This window comes from Lysinibacillus sp. FSL H8-0500, assembly GCF_038051955.1.
In the GTDB taxonomy this organism is placed as follows: domain Bacteria; phylum Bacillota; class Bacilli; order Bacillales_A; family Planococcaceae; genus Lysinibacillus; species Lysinibacillus macroides.
This window is the reverse complement of sequence record NZ_CP150292.1, coordinates 4,565,562-4,580,886: the sequence shown is the minus strand read 5'-3', so window position 1 is coordinate 4,580,886 and position 15,325 is coordinate 4,565,562. Positions and strand designations below refer to the sequence as shown.

Below are 15,325 nucleotides of genomic sequence, written 5' to 3'. Positions count from 1 at the left end.
GTTTATCTTGCTGTTTACTTCTGGGTTAACTTTAGGTTAAGCTCTACCAATAGCTACTCTTGTACCATTTTCATTTGATGTAAAGTCAGCTTTCAGCTTCATTTTTTTCAACATATGATTTAAAGCCGATAAACCAATCCCCGACCCACCCTCATAGGAAGAGTTATCCATACCTGGACCTCTGTCTGCAACAATGATTAGTTCTTTTTCTACATCAACCACAATGTTTGTATATTTTCCCTCTGCTGCATGGCGAAGAATATTCTGAAATAAATTATCCAGAACTCGTTTCATCCATTTAGGATCTGCTTCCCAATAAAAAGTCTTCACTGTCGGTAAATCAACATCTAACTGAATTTCTTTTTCTTCAAATGCAGGATACCACTCAGCGACAGATGCTCTTACTAAACGTACAATATCTGTTGAAGTTGGATGAAAAGGATGTTTCTCTGATGTAAGCAATGTATAGGAAAGTAAATCATCCATTAGATTTCCGACTCTTGTAATCGTATGGTTCATCTCTGCTAATGAGTCTTGCCCTTCAGAACTCATTGATTCTTTATTTAATCTGGTGATATGTCCTCTCAAAATGGTAAGTGGCGTTCGTAAGTCGTGAGATAAATTCGCAATGAGTCGATGGCGTAATAATTCCTCTTCATATTCTCGCTTGCGACTGTCTTCAAGCTGCTGAATCATCCAATTAAAAGAACTTCCTAACTGGTCTATTTCATCCAGACGACCCGTTTGAACAGATATTGGTTTAGGAAATGAATTATTATTAGCTGAAAATGACATGACTTCCTGTAAGCGGGTGAGACGTTTATGAAGTCTCAAGAAGAACATCCAAGATCTCACAACAAATGCGACAATAATAAAACCAAACAAAAATAAGGTAAAGTAAAACAGATTTAACGTATTCATTTCTTTTTCAGTGCTAACAGGAACGAACGCACTGAAGAAAATAAGCACAAGAGGAGGAAAAAAGATAAATAAAAAATGCACTTTTAGAAAACGACGAAATAATGATCTATTCTGTTTCATAGTTTCACCCGATAGCCTATTCCCTTCAACGTTTCAATAATTTCTGGGGAATCTGGATGACGTTCCAACTTTTGACGCAATCGATGGATATGCACCAGTATTGTTTTATCACCAGTTATGTAAGTTTCGTTCCAAATCGCTTCATAAATTTGCTCTTTTGGTAACACTTGATTAGGATGGCGTAAGAAATACATTAAAATTTGATGTTGTTTCCCTGTCAATATAATTTCTTCTCCTGTGTACTTGTCATATACCATTTGGACTTCTGGGTCTACTTCAATATGATTTCCTAATGCAATTCGTTCAGAATGTATACCACCACTTCGACGGATTAATACTTCCAATCTTGCAACTAATTCATCCGTATGGAATGGTTTCGTTAAATAGTCATCAGCAAATTGTAAACCATCTACCTTATCATCTATTGATGTTCTAGCAGATAACAGCAATATTGGAACGGCAGGAGCTGCCTTTTTTAATCGTTTTCCCACAGTAAATCCGTCTAACCCGGGTAACATGATATCCAAAATAACTATTTCATGCTGATTAACTTCTCTTTCGGCTCCTTCACCTGAAAGCAGCCATTGAACTGAAAACCCTCGATGTTCCAATTCTTCTTTTACCCAACTGCCTATTTTCTCATTATCTTCAATATATAACACGCTTCTTTTCAAGTAACATTTCCCTCTCTAAATTTCAAATTTATCTTGCATCATTTACAGTAACAATTGGATGCTTTTGTGTGCCTTTGAAATTGCTTTCTATTTTTTTCTGAAAATTAATCTTGCATTCTTCATAATCTTTATCATTTTTAAAAAGTAATGAATCTGTATTTATAATCCAAGTTAATGTTTCCATGTTCAACTTATATCTTTTTGTATCGCTCCAAAATTTTTTTCTCCCAATAGCCATTTTAGCATCAATAATTTTTTGTAACTTCATATCTAAAATTTCTACACTTTTCTTCATTCTAAGCCTAAAATCAGTCATAAATAATAATTCCCCTTTGCTTAATATTTTATTTGGGAATAAAGTGTATTCCCACCACTATTCTACCGAAAGTATGTATGGTAAAAAAAGTGAAGAAAAATAATTATATAGTTCTATACAAAATATAAGTATGTTCATTATAAGTAGACTCTAGCTAAACAAGCTTGAATGTAGTAATACTAAGGTTTAGGATGTTTACTTTAAGTTGTTCAATTGTTACTTAGAATAGAGTTTGATTATGGATGTTTTATCAAGATTTGTTGTAGCTTTTGAATAAAGTTTGATAAAAGATAAGTTGCAAACGCTGATTTTATACAGAAAGAAACCAACTGTTTTGAAACAAAGTTTGATCAAAACAGTGGGTTCTTTATTTATCTAGTTTGGTTTTTATAATAAAGATTGTTTATTTCGGGATGCGAATCTTCAATTAAAGCACTACACTACATTGAATAACAACAATCTTTTAGAAAACAGCCTTATAAAAAAGCTTTTACTGGATGTAATATAGAGTCATGGACACACTCGCGCTAAGTTAGTAAAATAACCTAAACGAGAGGACGTGTCCGACATGAGTCAAAAAAAGTATAATCAAGAGTTCAAACAAACCGTGGTGGAGCTTTATCGCTCTGGCACGCCGGTCAGCCAGCTATCCAGCGAATATGGTGTATCAGAAGTAACGATTTATAAATGGATTAAACTACATTCTCCGATTGAAGGGACAAATGAGTGAACGGCAGCGGAAGTAGCTGCAATCCAAAAGGAAAACTTACGTCTGAAACAAGAGGTAGAAATCTTAAAAAAGGCTATGACCATATTCGCGCAAAAATAGACGACCAAGAACTCATTGACCCTATTGAAAAAGAAAGCGAGCATCAAGCTGTTCAGTTGATGTGTCGCGTGTTAAAGATGCCAAAAAGTACGTATTATCAATCGTTTCATAAGCAGCCAAACAGCTATCATGTCGCCAACGAAAAGCTTTTAGTACGCATTCGTGCCATCTACGCAGCCAGTGGTGGACGCTACGGGGCACCAAAGATTTTCGCCATTTTAAAGCAAGAAGGTTACACCGGCAGTATTGATCGCGTTCAGCGTATTATGAAACATGCAGGCATCCGTTCGAACATCGTAAAAAAGTACAAACCGACCTCATCTAGCGGTCACGTAGAAGAACGTGAAAATTTATTAGAGCAGGACTTTACAACCGAAACCATCAACAAAAAATGGGTGGGCGATATTACGTATATCCATACCGTTCAAGATGGCTGGTGCTATTTGGCGTCGGTACAAGATTTACACACAAAAAAGATTGTCGGTTATAAATTCGGTCGCCGCCTGACGGTGGACCTCGTTTTAGACGCGCTTGAAAACGCCGTACAAGTACAACAGCCCGCACCAGGCTTGATTTTGCATACCGATTTAGGGACGCAATATACGAGCGAGGATTTTCGTGAAAAGCTCGAGCAATATGAGATCACGCCTTCTTACAGTCGCAAAGGATGCCCGTATGATAATGCGTGCATCGAATCGTTCCATGCGACGTTGAAAAAAGAAGAGGTGTATCGTACGCGCTATGCCAATTTTGAAGCAGCTCGTATCGCGCTGTTCCGCTATATGGAAGGCTGGTACAATCGCAAGCGAATTCATGGCAGCATCGGTTATTTATCGCCAGAGGCCTTTGAAAAAGTCTGCCGTGCCGCAGCGTAAACATGGGTGATGGAAATCCCCACCCCAACATTTTTGTTTGGCAACATCCGTATCTTTTTCGCTCTACATCCCAAGTAGGCGGTCAAAGGCTCTTTTCACTTTGACGGGCTACTTGGGATGTGGAACAATCCATTCGGGATGTTGCCCCAAGAAAAAACTTAAGCAGAATGTGTCCAAAAACTTGACGTAGATCCAGTAGTTTTATAAAAAAGATTGAACATTTAAAACAAAGATTGATAATTTATAATATAGTTTGATTAAAAACAACCTCCTCGGTATCATATCTGTAAGAGGTTGTTTTTTTATTACTCAGATAAAATAGAAGTGTTTTCAGATAGAGAAGGATTTTAGTAAAAAAGTTGTGAAGCTTTACCCTTTTGGATATGCTTTCTCCAAAGGAGCTTTTTATGGAAAAATAAAATACTCTAGGAGATTCCAAATTATAGAATAAAAATTGGACATCAAAACTTTAGGAGAGTGTAAAGATGAAGGTCAAACGAATTGTTGCAAATGTTGGGACGCAGGACATCTCTAAAGCAAAGTACTTTTACGGGGAAGTGCTTGGACTTGACCAACTGATGGATATGGGATTTATTGCAACTTATGGATCACATGAGAAAATGGACACTCAGATTAGCTTTCTTTCAGAGGGAGGTTCAGGGACACCAGTGCCCGACTTGTCAATTGAAGTTGATGATCTTGACAATGCATTAACTCGCGTAACAGAAGCGGAGATTCCAATTGAGTATGGGCCAATTGAGGAACCATGGGGAGTTCGGCGCTTTTATGTAAGGGATCCATTCGGGAAACTAGTCAATATTCTTACCCATCTATAGATGAATGAGATAACGTTTGCGTTGAATATCTTCGTTAAATGAACCCTTTAATTGATTGAACACAGCACAAAAATGATCAAACTTTTTTAAAAAAATTGTAGAGTACTTCACAAATAATGAACCCATTTTGATCAAACTTTTTTTCAAAGCGGGTTCTTTTTATTTCACGTAAAATTTGGGTTTATGAAGTATTTTTGAGCAAACTTTATTTTAAAGCTACATGTATTGTTGAGTTGCAATAAAGATGTATACTAGACAAAAAAGTTGTATACTGAATACTTAAAAAGTATCTATGAGTGTTTATAGCTAATCTTGTTACAACTTCTAACTATATAATCGTATGTAAATAAGATGATGTAACTAGAGTTTTATAAAAAAGATTGTTTAAAGATCCTGTGTTGATATGCAGGGTCTTTTCTTATTTTACAATTGGGCCATATTGTTGAAGAACACTCTTTAATGAAAAAGATGAAAATTTCCTAGAGCAGATCATTGACAATAAAGAAGGATGGGTTTTTATACTGAAAAGGCTATCTGGAATACAGAGTCGAAGGAATACGAGGAGGACTTGTAAAATGAAAAACAAACCCAGGATTGGATTCCCGGGTTTGTTTTTACTTATTGGCAACTATGACTAATTTACCTGTATCCAGTTCCTTTTCGAATTGAGCAGCTTCCGATTCACTTAATCCGACAGAAGCTAACTCGTTGCGGAGTTCATCTCCACGGGAATTCACCAGGTTCTTCAAAGAAGTCAGGAACCCTTGCTCGCTAATACCAGCTTCTTCTGTCCCGAGTGCTTCGTTAATATCATCTTCACGTTCTTCATAGTGCGCAAAGATGTAAATGTTATCTCGAAGATGCCCTTGCGCTTCTAATTTCTCCACTTCTTGTTTCGCCTGTACTACGTTTTCTACTGTCAATTTGACTGTCATTATTGATCCCTCCTATATATGTTCACATTCAATCTATTCCACTATATTGAATGAATAAAACATCTTTTTAGTTTTTAATTATGTTAGAGTGGCATTAACAACTAATGGAATACTAATGAACAACTCGAAAACATTGTATGTTGTTATTCTATAATTAGGCGTGATTCTGTAACAAGGATCAGCGCTTGTTTTTATTAAAGGGCCAGATTGTGGAATAACATTTTTTTGACAAGTACCAAACGATGCTTTGGGAAAATTTCTTCACCTAACGTTGTAGGTTTGTTTAATAGTGAAACTTAATTCTTTCCGATTCGTACTTAAGATATAAGTGAAAATTAAACCACTTATGTAAAATACAGCTAACTACATATAGGGAGAGAAAATAATGAAGCCAAAAGACTTATCCGATATTTTACTTGGTGGAAACTTTGAGAAAGTGTACAAACAAATGAGCGAATATTTTCAAAATGAAGTATCCTTTAAGCAGTTTCAGGAATTAGGTGAAGAATTTAATAAAGATATTACTAAATTTATATTACAGTCTGAACTCCCTTACGATAACGGAGCAAAACAATATGTATGGACTGATGATAGTGGTACTAAAGGAATGATTGCAGTTTTTGACGAAGATTACGTTATACAGGCATTACAATTGATCCCATTAGCTATTCATCACGAAACAGATGAAATTTTTACTAAAACAAAATTTCATTTACCTTTTCGAGACGAGTGGTTCGTATTTTGGGGAGGTACAAACAAGCTGGTAAATTACCATTATGAATTTGAAAATCAACGCTATGCTTATGATTTTGTAATAATGAAGGAGAATAGGTCCTACGAAAGTGATCCAACCTTAAATGAAAGCTATTTTGCATTTGGCAAGGAATACCTAGCACCTGCTGATGGAGTGGTTGTTAGTATGGAGAACAATGTAGAAGACAATGAACCAGTTGGTATATTTAATGAGGAACAACCTTTAGGTAATTATATTATTCTTGATCATGGAAATGGGGAATTCAGCTATCTTATTCACTTTAAACACCAGTCAATTGTAGTGAAGCAAGGGGATAAAGTAAAGCAGGGTGATTTGCTTGGACTCGTCGGAAATTCAGGGAATTCCAGTGAACCTCATATCCATTTTCATGTAGCTAACTCTCCAGACCCAATGAATTCAAAAAGCATCCGTATCAACTTTAACGGAAAGAGGGGTCTCATTCAGGGGAATTTTGTGAAATAAATCCTTATTGAATTAGAGGGTAATTTTATATCAATAAGGATAAAATATCCAAAGATAGGTGATCCAAGAAATGTTGTTAAACCAATATTTCTTGGATTATCCTTTAAATATTGTCTATACAGCTTTTTATGCAAATATATAAACATGTCTACTATAGTACTTTTCAAAATTATTCAGAGTGTGTTATTTAAATAAAAACCAGTAAATTTGAAGCTGTAAACCTGTATTATTTAATCGTTCCTCTACTTCAATTACAGGGACCTTAGTTGAAAACGATCTTCAACAATCGGGCGCAATTGTGGAATAACACTTCTTTATAAAAAGATCCGCTGATCACTTTACAAATTCTTTAAAAACAATATTTATAGCCATTTCAGCCTAATTACCGATAGCATATTAAATAATTATCCTTTATGGTTAATAGGTCGTAAAAGACACTATCAGGAATATCCTGCAAATATTGAAATGATAGGTGGAAAACAATGAGTTATCAAGTTTTATTATATTACCATTACACGAAGATTGAAGACCCAGCGGCGTTTTCAGCAATGCACTTAGCTATGTGTAAAGAAATCGGTTTAAAAGGTCGTATTTTAGTAGCCAATGAGGGCATTAACGGTACTGTTTCAGGTACGATTGAGCAAACAGAGCAATACATGGCAAACATGCAAGCAGATTCATTATTTGAGGGCATTGTCTTCAAAATTGATGCAGTAGATGGACATGCATTCAAAAAAATGCACGTACGTCCACGTCCTGAGCTAGTAAACTTAGGCTTAGAAGAAGACGTAAACCCACATGAATTAACAGGTCGTTACCTGTCACCAGAACAATTCCTTGCTGAAATGCAAGATGACAATACAGTAGTATTAGATGTGCGTAACACGTATGAATACGATGTCGGCCATTTTCGTGGCGCGATTCGACCAGACGTAAAAAACTTCCGTGATACACCTGAATGGGTACGTGCAAACCGCGAGCTATTCGAAGGGAAAAATGTTTTAACCTATTGCACGGGTGGGATTCGTTGTGAGAAGTTTTCAGGCTGGATGAAACGCGAAGGCTTTGGCGATGTCGGTCAATTACATGGCGGTGTAGCAACATACGGAAAAGACCCTGTTGCGAAAGGTCAATTATGGGACGGTCAAATGTACGTATTTGATGAGCGTTTAACGGTGCCAATCAATCAAGTAGAGCATGTGATAATTGGTCGTGATCACTATGATGGTGAACCTTGTGAACGTTACATTAACTGTGCAAACCCAGAATGTAACAAGCAGATCATCACATCTGAAGAAAATGAAGCAAAGCATTTAGGTGGCTGTACAATCGAATGTACAAAGCATGCGCGCAACCGCTACATCGTGCGTCACAATTTAACAGAAGAGCAAGTAGCTCAAGCAATTGAGGCGTTACAAGCATAAGCATGAAAAGCTGTCTAAACGTACAAAACGTTATTAAATATCTTTCATAACCCACTTTATAGAGGTTCTTAAAACACTCAATGTAAGTGTTCAAACTATCCATTTCAACATTGGACTAGTTTGCTCGCTTCCATAGGGTGTTTTTTCTTTTATAAGGAAAAAGTAAATGTCTAAAAGAGGGTAATAGATCTGAAGCTGTTTAAAGCAAATGATCACAGGGTATTCAAAAAAATGTAACAGGATTTAAATAGTGCAAGCTCGCAAAGTGTTTTTCAATAATTAAACAAATTAGGAGATGATTTTTGATGGGAAACCCATATCTAACCGATCCACGTAAGAAATTTCATACGGAAAAATTCCCGAATCAAGAACAGGACACGCCAGCGCTACAGCATGAAATGATCCCCAAACCTGACTGTGGAGAGGAATCATATAAAGGATACAATCGCCTGAAGGGGCGCAATGCCTTGATTACCGGAGGCGATTCTGGGATTGGCCGTGCCGCTGCTATTGCCTATGCACGTGAAGGCGCCAATGTAGCCATCCAATTCTTCCCTGGTGAAGAGGAAGATGCCAACATAGTCAAAGAATTAATTGAAAAAGCAGGCAGCAAAGCATTACTGCTACCGTATGACCTGAGGGAAGATGGCACAGCAACAGAAATTGTTACAAAAACAGTGGAAGCTTTTGGCGGATTGGACATACTGGTATTAAATGCTGCGCAACAAATCGCACAGCCATCCCTAAGTGACTTAACAATTAAACAAGTGCAGGACACTTTCAAAGTAAACATCATCAGCATGTTTGAGACGGTAAAAGCTGCCGAAGAACATCTGGAACCAGGAAGTGCAATTATTACCACCACATCTGTTCAATCTTTCGATCCATCCTCATCTTTAATGGATTATGCCGCTACAAAAGGTGCAATAAGCAACTTTATGGTATCCCTGTCCTCGTACTTTGCTTCGAAGGGTGTGCGTGTCAATGGTGTTGCACCTGGACCTATTTGGACACCGTTGCAGTTGGATAATGGAAAATTGGCAGGAGAGATTCCTGAGTTTGGTCAAAATACGCCTCTTGGCCGTGCGGGACAGCCAGTAGAGCTTGCACCTGTGTATGTTCTGCTGGCCTCCGATGAAGCAAGTTATATCACCGGTCAGATTTATGGGGTGACAGGTGGCAAGCCGATAGACTTGTAATCTTAAGTTTGTGACAAATATGAAGAGCGATAATGAAAAGGTAATAAATGATAGGCCCCCTACAGTTAGTAGTTTGTCTCTAATTTTAGGGGGCATCTGCTTTTTAATCGTTTTGTGGTGTGCAAGAATCAAGCCATTTTAATCATCGTTTATAAGTATGAGCGCTTAGCTGGTCATGAACCTTGTAGTTTACGAAGCTGGACAATTTGCCCTGTATGATAAGCGTCGTGCAGAAGGATATTTAGATATTGTTGCCAAACTGGAAGAGCTGGACTAGGTTGATCTAATGCCTCTTCTTGAAGGGATGCTAATGAAGATTGTAAGGCATCATGTACGTGAAGTGTTCGTTTCACAGTTTCTTGCCAAGCATCTTCATCATGCGCTCCACCTTGGACAAACGTTTCATCATTATTTTGTGGAGCAACAAATGTCTCATCTTTATGTAAGCGAGAAACTAAGCGCTCTTTAAAGAGGAGTAAATGGTTTACATTTTCCCAAATCGTATTCGCAGCATTTCCTTCTGGTTGCCAACATGCTTGTGCAGCAGTGAGATTTTTTAACGCTTCTGATAATGGTGGGTACCATTCTTCTTCGTAAAAAACTTGATTGACTCCATTTTGCAAAAGTTCTTTTTTACTCATTTGAATAGCCTCCTTTTTTGTAACGCTCAAAACATCACTTACTATTAATTTATCGGACTTTCCGGAAATAGTATATAAAAGTGAAAATATACATGGTCTTTCTATTTTGATAAAAAGATTTTGTTGTCCTTTTCTCGACATTGTTTAGCTTTTAATGAATTTTTGATTCCTTTTGTTATGCCTCCCAGACGACTCTTAATAAGAATTCTTTTTGTTTTAACTAAAAACCAAATTGTAAAGCTTGCTTGACATATATAATAATGTAGAGTAAACTTTACTTATCAATAAATGTACAGTTTACTTTACATTTATAAAGGAGGCTTTATGAAAAACAGAATTCGAGAATTACGAAAATTGAAGAAGATTACGCAGGAAGAGTTGTCGAAACAAGTTGGCGTCTCAAGGCAATCAATCATTGCTATTGAATCAGGGAAATTCAATCCCTCCTTAGAACTTGCCTACAACATTTCCAAAGCGTTCAATAGCACGATTGAAGAAGTGTTTATATTTGAAGAGGGGAGTATATAATTATGGAGCTTAATATTGGGGGTATGATTGGATTATATGGGGGAGTGATATGTGGACTCCTTGGATGGTGGTTCGGGCGAAAGAAGGCTAGAAAAAACAGAGGCTTAGACGAGCTGTACTATCATATTTGGCAAAAGGCGAGATCCTATTCATGGTATGTGTCATTAGGAGCGCTGTATGTTTTATTTACGTTGATCAATTTTGGGATTGAATTAAGCACTGCTATGGTTTTAGGTATCCTTTTTTTAACACACGTAGCGAGTTGGGGAATCATTGGAATTGTTTTGACCATCAATATGTCCAGTACAGCCCCGTTGCAGCCTTCTCGTGTGAAGGTTGGCATAATTGTCTTTGTTACGTCCATTATTGTTTTCACGATAATCTCAATCCTGACGACCAACTGGCTGTTTTTATTATGTAGTATTCCACCTAGTTTAATTGCACTTTTTACTGCACTTACTCCAAAGAGAAAAGATTCCGAGGTCACCTACTAGACTTAATATAATATCGGACCGTTTTTTCCCCTTTAGATATAGTGGTCTATAGGGGTTTTATAATGTAAATAAAAAGAATATCTAAATGGAAAAATTGGTTTGGAACTGTTCAGTGACAATAGGGTTATTCCATTAAAGGGCGCGTTTATTTAGGAACGCGTTTTTTTTAGGATCAAATTGGGAGGAACGCAGTCTAAAGGCATTAAACTATTCGTATAGATTACTTCTATTACCTATAAGAACGAGCTTTTTCAAAAACTTACTTTACAAAGTATATTAATAGTGTAAAATTACACTTAATATAACTTATTTATATATTTACAAAAGTAAACATAAGATAAATGGAGTGGGATTATGAAGAAGACGATTGTTTTAGGTATATTGGTTGTTAGTTTATCGGTAAATTTTTATATGTTCGGGAAATGGCTTTTTTGGGATCTATGGTACGTACCAACTGAGGAAGAACAAATTTTTTTAAATCAAATGGCTCAGTTAACTGTTGAGAGCGAGGATTACCAACATATAGCGAAATATTCGGACGTCATTGCCCTTGCACCTTCTATAAACAAAAGTATGGGAGGTCATTTTCCATTCAATATGCAGATTGAGGTGAAAACAACTAAAAAAACGTTTACTTTTACATGTGAGGATGCTACTTGTTCGAAGATGAGCATTGGTGGGGAATATCTCACTACTTATACAGATGAAGATTTACTGCTGCCTTTTAAAATATCCAATTAAAGGATTCGAGGCAAATTGTATTTATTAAGCTTAAATCCTACAAAAAGAAAATTATTCTATCCAGTCTTCGACATCATTATGAAATGATCAACTTTTTTAAATGAAACTAATATCTGCTGATAAAGCATCCATTTTGATCAACCTTTATTTCAAAGCAACAGTTGTTGTAGATTTGAAATAAAGTCGTACTGTTTTAACCCTCTGGTTTTTTTGTCTTTGATAGTTTTGGGAAAATGCGGATTTACAATGTTAAGGAATTATCAATATTAAAAAGACTAAATTCTCAGTATCAAATTGAGAATTTAGTCTTTTTTCATTTCTGTATGTTTTATTTCCTGTTTGATCGACATATTCAAATTTTAATAACTAATTGTTCACAATTGCTTGTCTGATAAATAAATTTTCTTCATTGATTTGGCTAAATCTTTTATTTCTGTGCAATGTGCCAGCCAATTAGGATTAGAATCACGCATTTATATACTCCTTTGGTTTGTTGTGATAAAAGTATACTACGGAATATCACGGCAAATAGTATAAAAATAGAAATTTCAAAATGAATAAGTGAACTCCACCTTATATATGGAGATGTTTCTTTTGAAAAGGAAGGTACGGGGTTTCTTTTTAGATGAACAGGTGTAAAAATTAAATATACTAAATGTACGAAAGGCGTTGAGTATGCGGATGACTGCAACGTCTTTTATTTTTGCTTATCGTCAAAATAAAGAGAATCAAGGCGTTTTTAGCAAAATCTGCGCCTAATATATAGAATTTTAGCAATTTTTAGAAGAATATGTTGATATAAATTGTAAAATGAAAGTATAATATAAGTGTAGTTACATTTATGGTTATTAATCCCGTATAAATAAGAAAATGTTTATGGTTGATAGAATATAAAACTCAAGTGGTTACTCCAAATAGTGTAACTATAAAAACTAATGAAATGAGGAGATTTTATGATTAACATGATTCAATATTTGGAAAAAGATCCATCGTTACTTACATTGTTAAAAGAAAATAAGGCTTCTCTAATTGGTGTTACAGAGCTTGAGCAAAAGGCAATTATCGCATCGTTTGATGACAATGAGACATGCTTAGAAACGGGACTTTGGCACTAAACTTTTTGAAAAATAATTGGCTTTGGCTTGCTATAAGTACATATCTTATATTGGGAAGCTATTTGATATATGTTACTTATAGCACGCCTTATTTGGGCATTAAACTGAAAGAAGAGAATGGACAATGGTTAATAAGTGAGCCTTATTATAAGGAATGGGCGAATAAGCAAAATCTCTCGGTAGGAGATATTATTTTAGAAGTTGATGGTAATAATATTGATGAATTAAATATTTTTAAATATGATCCTGTAATTAGAGCAGCTAAAGAGTTAACGTTTGTGAACCAAGAAGATGGACAGCTAATTCATTTACAAATAGCACCATTTGATGTTCCTGAACAATTTTTGTATGCGTTTTTTTTACCAGCATGTTATTTTTTATTAAGCTTAATTGTTTCTCTCTATTTATATAAAAAACAAAAGAATTCAAGCTTAATAAAGTTACTTATTTTATTTATTCTGACAGTATCGTTAGCTTATGTTAGTATGGGTGCATCAGGAAGGCTAGATAATATTGGAACAGTTGTAAATCGAAGTAGTATGATACTTTGTCTTGTTCTTTTGATCCACTTTTTAAGAAATTACTTTTTATTTTTGCATTTAAAATGGTTATTTATTTACAACATTAAAATAATATATATACTACCTTTAATTATAGTTTCTTCTTTTAGTATTTTTAGCATCATCTATCCATTTACAAATACTTTATTCTCTATTCTTATCTTGTGGTTATTTTTTATTTTATTAATAATAATTTTTGGTATTTTAGGAATAGGCTATTTAAAATATAAAACACCTCAATTAAAAATTTTTTTATTAAGTATTATTAGCCCTTTCTTTCCATTCCTTTTTTTGTTTGCTATACCGCAAATTATTTTTCATAAATATATACTTTCTGCTGATATAAGCTCCTTATTCTTGATACTTATACCGTATAGCTTTATATTTACACAGCTTACGGAACGTATATTTGATATGGAGTATTATATTACTCGCTTCCGACATTATTTTAATATTTCCTTTGCGTTTACAGCTTGGCTTTTAATTGGTCTCTACTGGATCACGGATCTCTCTATTTCGAGAATAACGGGAATTTTCTTTTTTTTCTTTCTCTCTTTAATAGCCCTGTTCTATATTAAAGAAAAAGTAGATTATCACAAGCGAAAAATCCTATTTTCAACAAAAGGGGATTATATCCATCGAATGTATACAACCATTGATAGTATTGGCAGGGTCGTCAAAATTGAAGACTTATTGAAGAAATTTGTTTTAGAGGCTACTTTACATCTTGAGATTAAACAGATTGATGTATTAACCTATGATCTTCAAATGCAGCAGGTTACTTCATTAAACAAATCAAAAGGCTATTCACAAAATCAAATTGATGAAATATTACTAGAAGAACTACGCTTGGGGGATATAAAGAAAACAGAGCATTTTTATATTGCTTTTATTCACCAAGATATAAATTATAAAAGAATACTAGTCATAGATCATAATAAATCTATTTATCTAAAGGAAGAGGAATTATTATGGCTGGAATTGCTGCTTTTATATTTAAATAATTTTATAGAAAATACGAAAATGGTTGAAGAAATGTTAGAGCAATTAAAGCAGGTGAAGGAAGCAGATAATCACCAGTTCCCATGGCTTCATAAGCTACTTTGGCTCCGATTTGAACAAGAAAAGTATCAATTAGCGCAAGAGCTGCATGATACGATTTTACAGGAGCAACTCCATATTGCTAGGGAATTGCATGGCGCTATTCATGCCAAGAAAATAGCAGATATACAGATGGATCTCTCTAAAGTTCATGACAATATGATCGCATCCTTGACGGATTTAAGAGGGTATTGTGAAAATTTAAAGCCGCCACTATTAGATACATTAGGATTAAATGCAGCCCTTGAGAAACTTATTCAAAAAGTTTGTAAACGTGCTGAATTTGTCTTAAGTTATACCATGGATCGTCTATATTTAGAGGATGAGCGTTTAAACTTGATGATTTATCGGATTTTCCAAGAGTTAATGAACAATGCCTTGAAGCATTCATATGCCAATATTGTTGAAATTCATCTCTTGGAAACAGATGATGGCTTTGAAATCAATTATTCTGACGATGGTGTAGGCTGTAAAATGGATGAAATCATCATTGCTGATTCTATGGGGATTAGAGGTATGCAGGAGAGGGTTCATTCCTTTAATGGCAAATTTTCTATGGATACTGATATAGGAAAGGGTATGTCTATAAGAATTAAGGTAAATGAAGGAGAACAAACACATTCCCAGTCCTACTATACTTATAATGGAAGACCAGCTCATGGTCTATATGAGTTTTGAAAAATCATAAACCCTTACTTTTGAACAGCTCCCTGTCTACTTGATAGGGAGCTGTTCATTTTTTAGAAGGGGAAGTGTATTTAAATTAACGGTCCGTTTAA

The 15,325-nt window shown here is 35.2% G+C and carries 14 protein-coding genes and 1 pseudogene; 10 read left to right on the top strand and 5 right to left on the bottom strand.

The annotated features are described in order from the left end of the window. Positions 1 to 36: 36 nt before the first annotated feature. The 3 genes from MHB44_RS22030 to MHB44_RS22020 form a co-directional block, all read right to left on the bottom strand. On the bottom strand, positions 37 to 834 hold the full coding sequence (locus MHB44_RS22030; protein ID WP_341300902.1) for a HAMP domain-containing sensor histidine kinase: 798 nt from the start codon (positions 832 to 834) through the stop codon (positions 37 to 39). A 203-nt stretch (positions 835 to 1,037) separates the two neighbouring features. Beyond that, a complete protein-coding gene (locus MHB44_RS22025) occupies positions 1,038 to 1,715 on the bottom strand; it encodes a response regulator transcription factor (RefSeq protein ID WP_053996750.1) in 678 nt (225 codons plus the stop codon). A gap of 28 nt (positions 1,716 to 1,743) precedes the next feature. Continuing rightward, positions 1,744 to 2,031, bottom strand: coding sequence for a hypothetical protein (locus MHB44_RS22020; RefSeq protein ID WP_053996751.1), 288 nt, complete (start codon positions 2,029 to 2,031; stop codon positions 1,744 to 1,746). A 568-nt stretch (positions 2,032 to 2,599) separates the two neighbouring features. Here MHB44_RS22020 and MHB44_RS22015 point away from each other — a divergent pair. Both MHB44_RS22015 and MHB44_RS22010 read left to right on the top strand, forming a co-directional pair. Further along, a pseudogene (locus tag MHB44_RS22015) lies at positions 2,600 to 3,735 on the top strand (IS3 family transposase). Between the two features lie 485 nt (positions 3,736 to 4,220). Beyond that, entirely contained in the window at positions 4,221 to 4,571 is a 351-nt protein-coding gene (locus tag MHB44_RS22010; RefSeq protein WP_341300901.1) for a VOC family protein, read from the top strand. A gap of 614 nt (positions 4,572 to 5,185) precedes the next feature. Here the strand turns inward: MHB44_RS22010 and MHB44_RS22005 are convergent. After that, positions 5,186 to 5,506, bottom strand: a complete 321-nt coding sequence (locus MHB44_RS22005; RefSeq protein WP_341300900.1) for a general stress protein — start codon at positions 5,504 to 5,506, stop codon at positions 5,186 to 5,188. A 385-nt stretch (positions 5,507 to 5,891) separates the two neighbouring features. On the opposite strand from MHB44_RS22005, the gene MHB44_RS22000 reads away from it, so the two are divergent. The 3 genes from MHB44_RS22000 to MHB44_RS21990 all read left to right on the top strand — a co-directional run bounded on the left by MHB44_RS22000 (position 5,892) and on the right by MHB44_RS21990 (position 9,366). Then, positions 5,892 to 6,743: a M23 family metallopeptidase gene (locus tag MHB44_RS22000; RefSeq protein ID WP_341300899.1), complete on the top strand. Its 852-nt coding sequence runs from the start codon at positions 5,892 to 5,894 to the stop codon at positions 6,741 to 6,743. 482 nt (positions 6,744 to 7,225) lie between these two features. Continuing rightward, positions 7,226 to 8,167 carry a rhodanese-related sulfurtransferase gene (locus MHB44_RS21995; RefSeq protein ID WP_341300898.1) on the top strand — a complete coding sequence of 314 codons (942 nt, stop codon included), beginning with the start codon at positions 7,226 to 7,228 and terminating at the stop codon, positions 8,165 to 8,167. 305 nt (positions 8,168 to 8,472) lie between these two features. Further along, positions 8,473 to 9,366, top strand: a complete 894-nt coding sequence (locus MHB44_RS21990; RefSeq protein WP_341300897.1) for an SDR family oxidoreductase — start codon at positions 8,473 to 8,475, stop codon at positions 9,364 to 9,366. A 173-nt stretch (positions 9,367 to 9,539) separates the two neighbouring features. Here MHB44_RS21990 and MHB44_RS21985 read toward each other — a convergent pair whose 3' ends face one another. Beyond that, complete coding sequence (locus tag MHB44_RS21985) at positions 9,540 to 10,007, bottom strand: DinB family protein (protein ID WP_341300896.1); 468 nt, start codon at positions 10,005 to 10,007, stop codon at positions 9,540 to 9,542. A gap of 324 nt (positions 10,008 to 10,331) precedes the next feature. On the opposite strand from MHB44_RS21985, the gene MHB44_RS21980 reads away from it, so the two are divergent. The 5 genes from MHB44_RS21980 (at position 10,332) to MHB44_RS21960 (ending at position 15,224) form a co-directional block, all read left to right on the top strand. After that, positions 10,332 to 10,535 carry a helix-turn-helix transcriptional regulator gene (locus MHB44_RS21980; RefSeq protein ID WP_341300895.1) on the top strand — a complete coding sequence of 68 codons (204 nt, stop codon included), beginning with the start codon at positions 10,332 to 10,334 and terminating at the stop codon, positions 10,533 to 10,535. Between the two features lie 2 nt (positions 10,536 to 10,537). Continuing rightward, entirely contained in the window at positions 10,538 to 11,029 is a 492-nt protein-coding gene (locus tag MHB44_RS21975) for a hypothetical protein (RefSeq protein WP_053996976.1), read from the top strand. 354 nt (positions 11,030 to 11,383) lie between these two features. Next, complete coding sequence (locus MHB44_RS21970) at positions 11,384 to 11,770, top strand: hypothetical protein (protein ID WP_341300894.1); 387 nt, start codon at positions 11,384 to 11,386, stop codon at positions 11,768 to 11,770. 953 nt (positions 11,771 to 12,723) lie between these two features. Beyond that, entirely contained in the window at positions 12,724 to 12,885 is a 162-nt protein-coding gene (gene comX, locus MHB44_RS21965; protein ID WP_341300893.1) for a competence pheromone ComX, read from the top strand. Beyond that, positions 12,858 to 15,224 carry an ATP-binding protein gene (locus tag MHB44_RS21960; protein ID WP_341300892.1) on the top strand — a complete coding sequence of 789 codons (2,367 nt, stop codon included), beginning with the start codon at positions 12,858 to 12,860 and terminating at the stop codon, positions 15,222 to 15,224. Before comX ends, MHB44_RS21960 begins: the two co-directional genes overlap by 28 nt. Positions 15,225 to 15,325: the final 101 nt, after the last annotated feature.

Excerpts from the sequence above, each read along its gene's own strand:
- MHB44_RS22020 (WP_053996751.1), bottom strand. The coding sequence starts at position 2,031 with ATGACTGATTTTAGGCTTAGAATGAAGAAAAGTGTAGAAATTTTAGAT.
- MHB44_RS22010 (WP_341300901.1), top strand. The coding sequence starts at position 4,221 with ATGAAGGTCAAACGAATTGTTGCAAATGTTGGGACGCAGGACATCTCT.
- MHB44_RS22005 (WP_341300900.1), bottom strand. The coding sequence starts at position 5,506 with ATGACAGTCAAATTGACAGTAGAAAACGTAGTACAGGCGAAACAAGAA.
- MHB44_RS22000 (WP_341300899.1), top strand. The coding sequence starts at position 5,892 with ATGAAGCCAAAAGACTTATCCGATATTTTACTTGGTGGAAACTTTGAG.
- MHB44_RS21995 (WP_341300898.1), top strand. The coding sequence starts at position 7,226 with ATGAGTTATCAAGTTTTATTATATTACCATTACACGAAGATTGAAGAC.
- MHB44_RS21990 (WP_341300897.1), top strand. The coding sequence starts at position 8,473 with ATGGGAAACCCATATCTAACCGATCCACGTAAGAAATTTCATACGGAA.
- MHB44_RS21985 (WP_341300896.1), bottom strand. The coding sequence starts at position 10,007 with ATGAGTAAAAAAGAACTTTTGCAAAATGGAGTCAATCAAGTTTTTTAC.
- MHB44_RS21980 (WP_341300895.1), top strand. The coding sequence starts at position 10,332 with ATGAAAAACAGAATTCGAGAATTACGAAAATTGAAGAAGATTACGCAG.
- MHB44_RS21975 (WP_053996976.1), top strand. The coding sequence starts at position 10,538 with ATGGAGCTTAATATTGGGGGTATGATTGGATTATATGGGGGAGTGATA.
- MHB44_RS21970 (WP_341300894.1), top strand. The coding sequence starts at position 11,384 with ATGAAGAAGACGATTGTTTTAGGTATATTGGTTGTTAGTTTATCGGTA.
- comX (WP_341300893.1), top strand. The coding sequence starts at position 12,724 with ATGATTAACATGATTCAATATTTGGAAAAAGATCCATCGTTACTTACA.
- MHB44_RS21960 (WP_341300892.1), top strand. The coding sequence starts at position 12,858 with ATGCTTAGAAACGGGACTTTGGCACTAAACTTTTTGAAAAATAATTGG.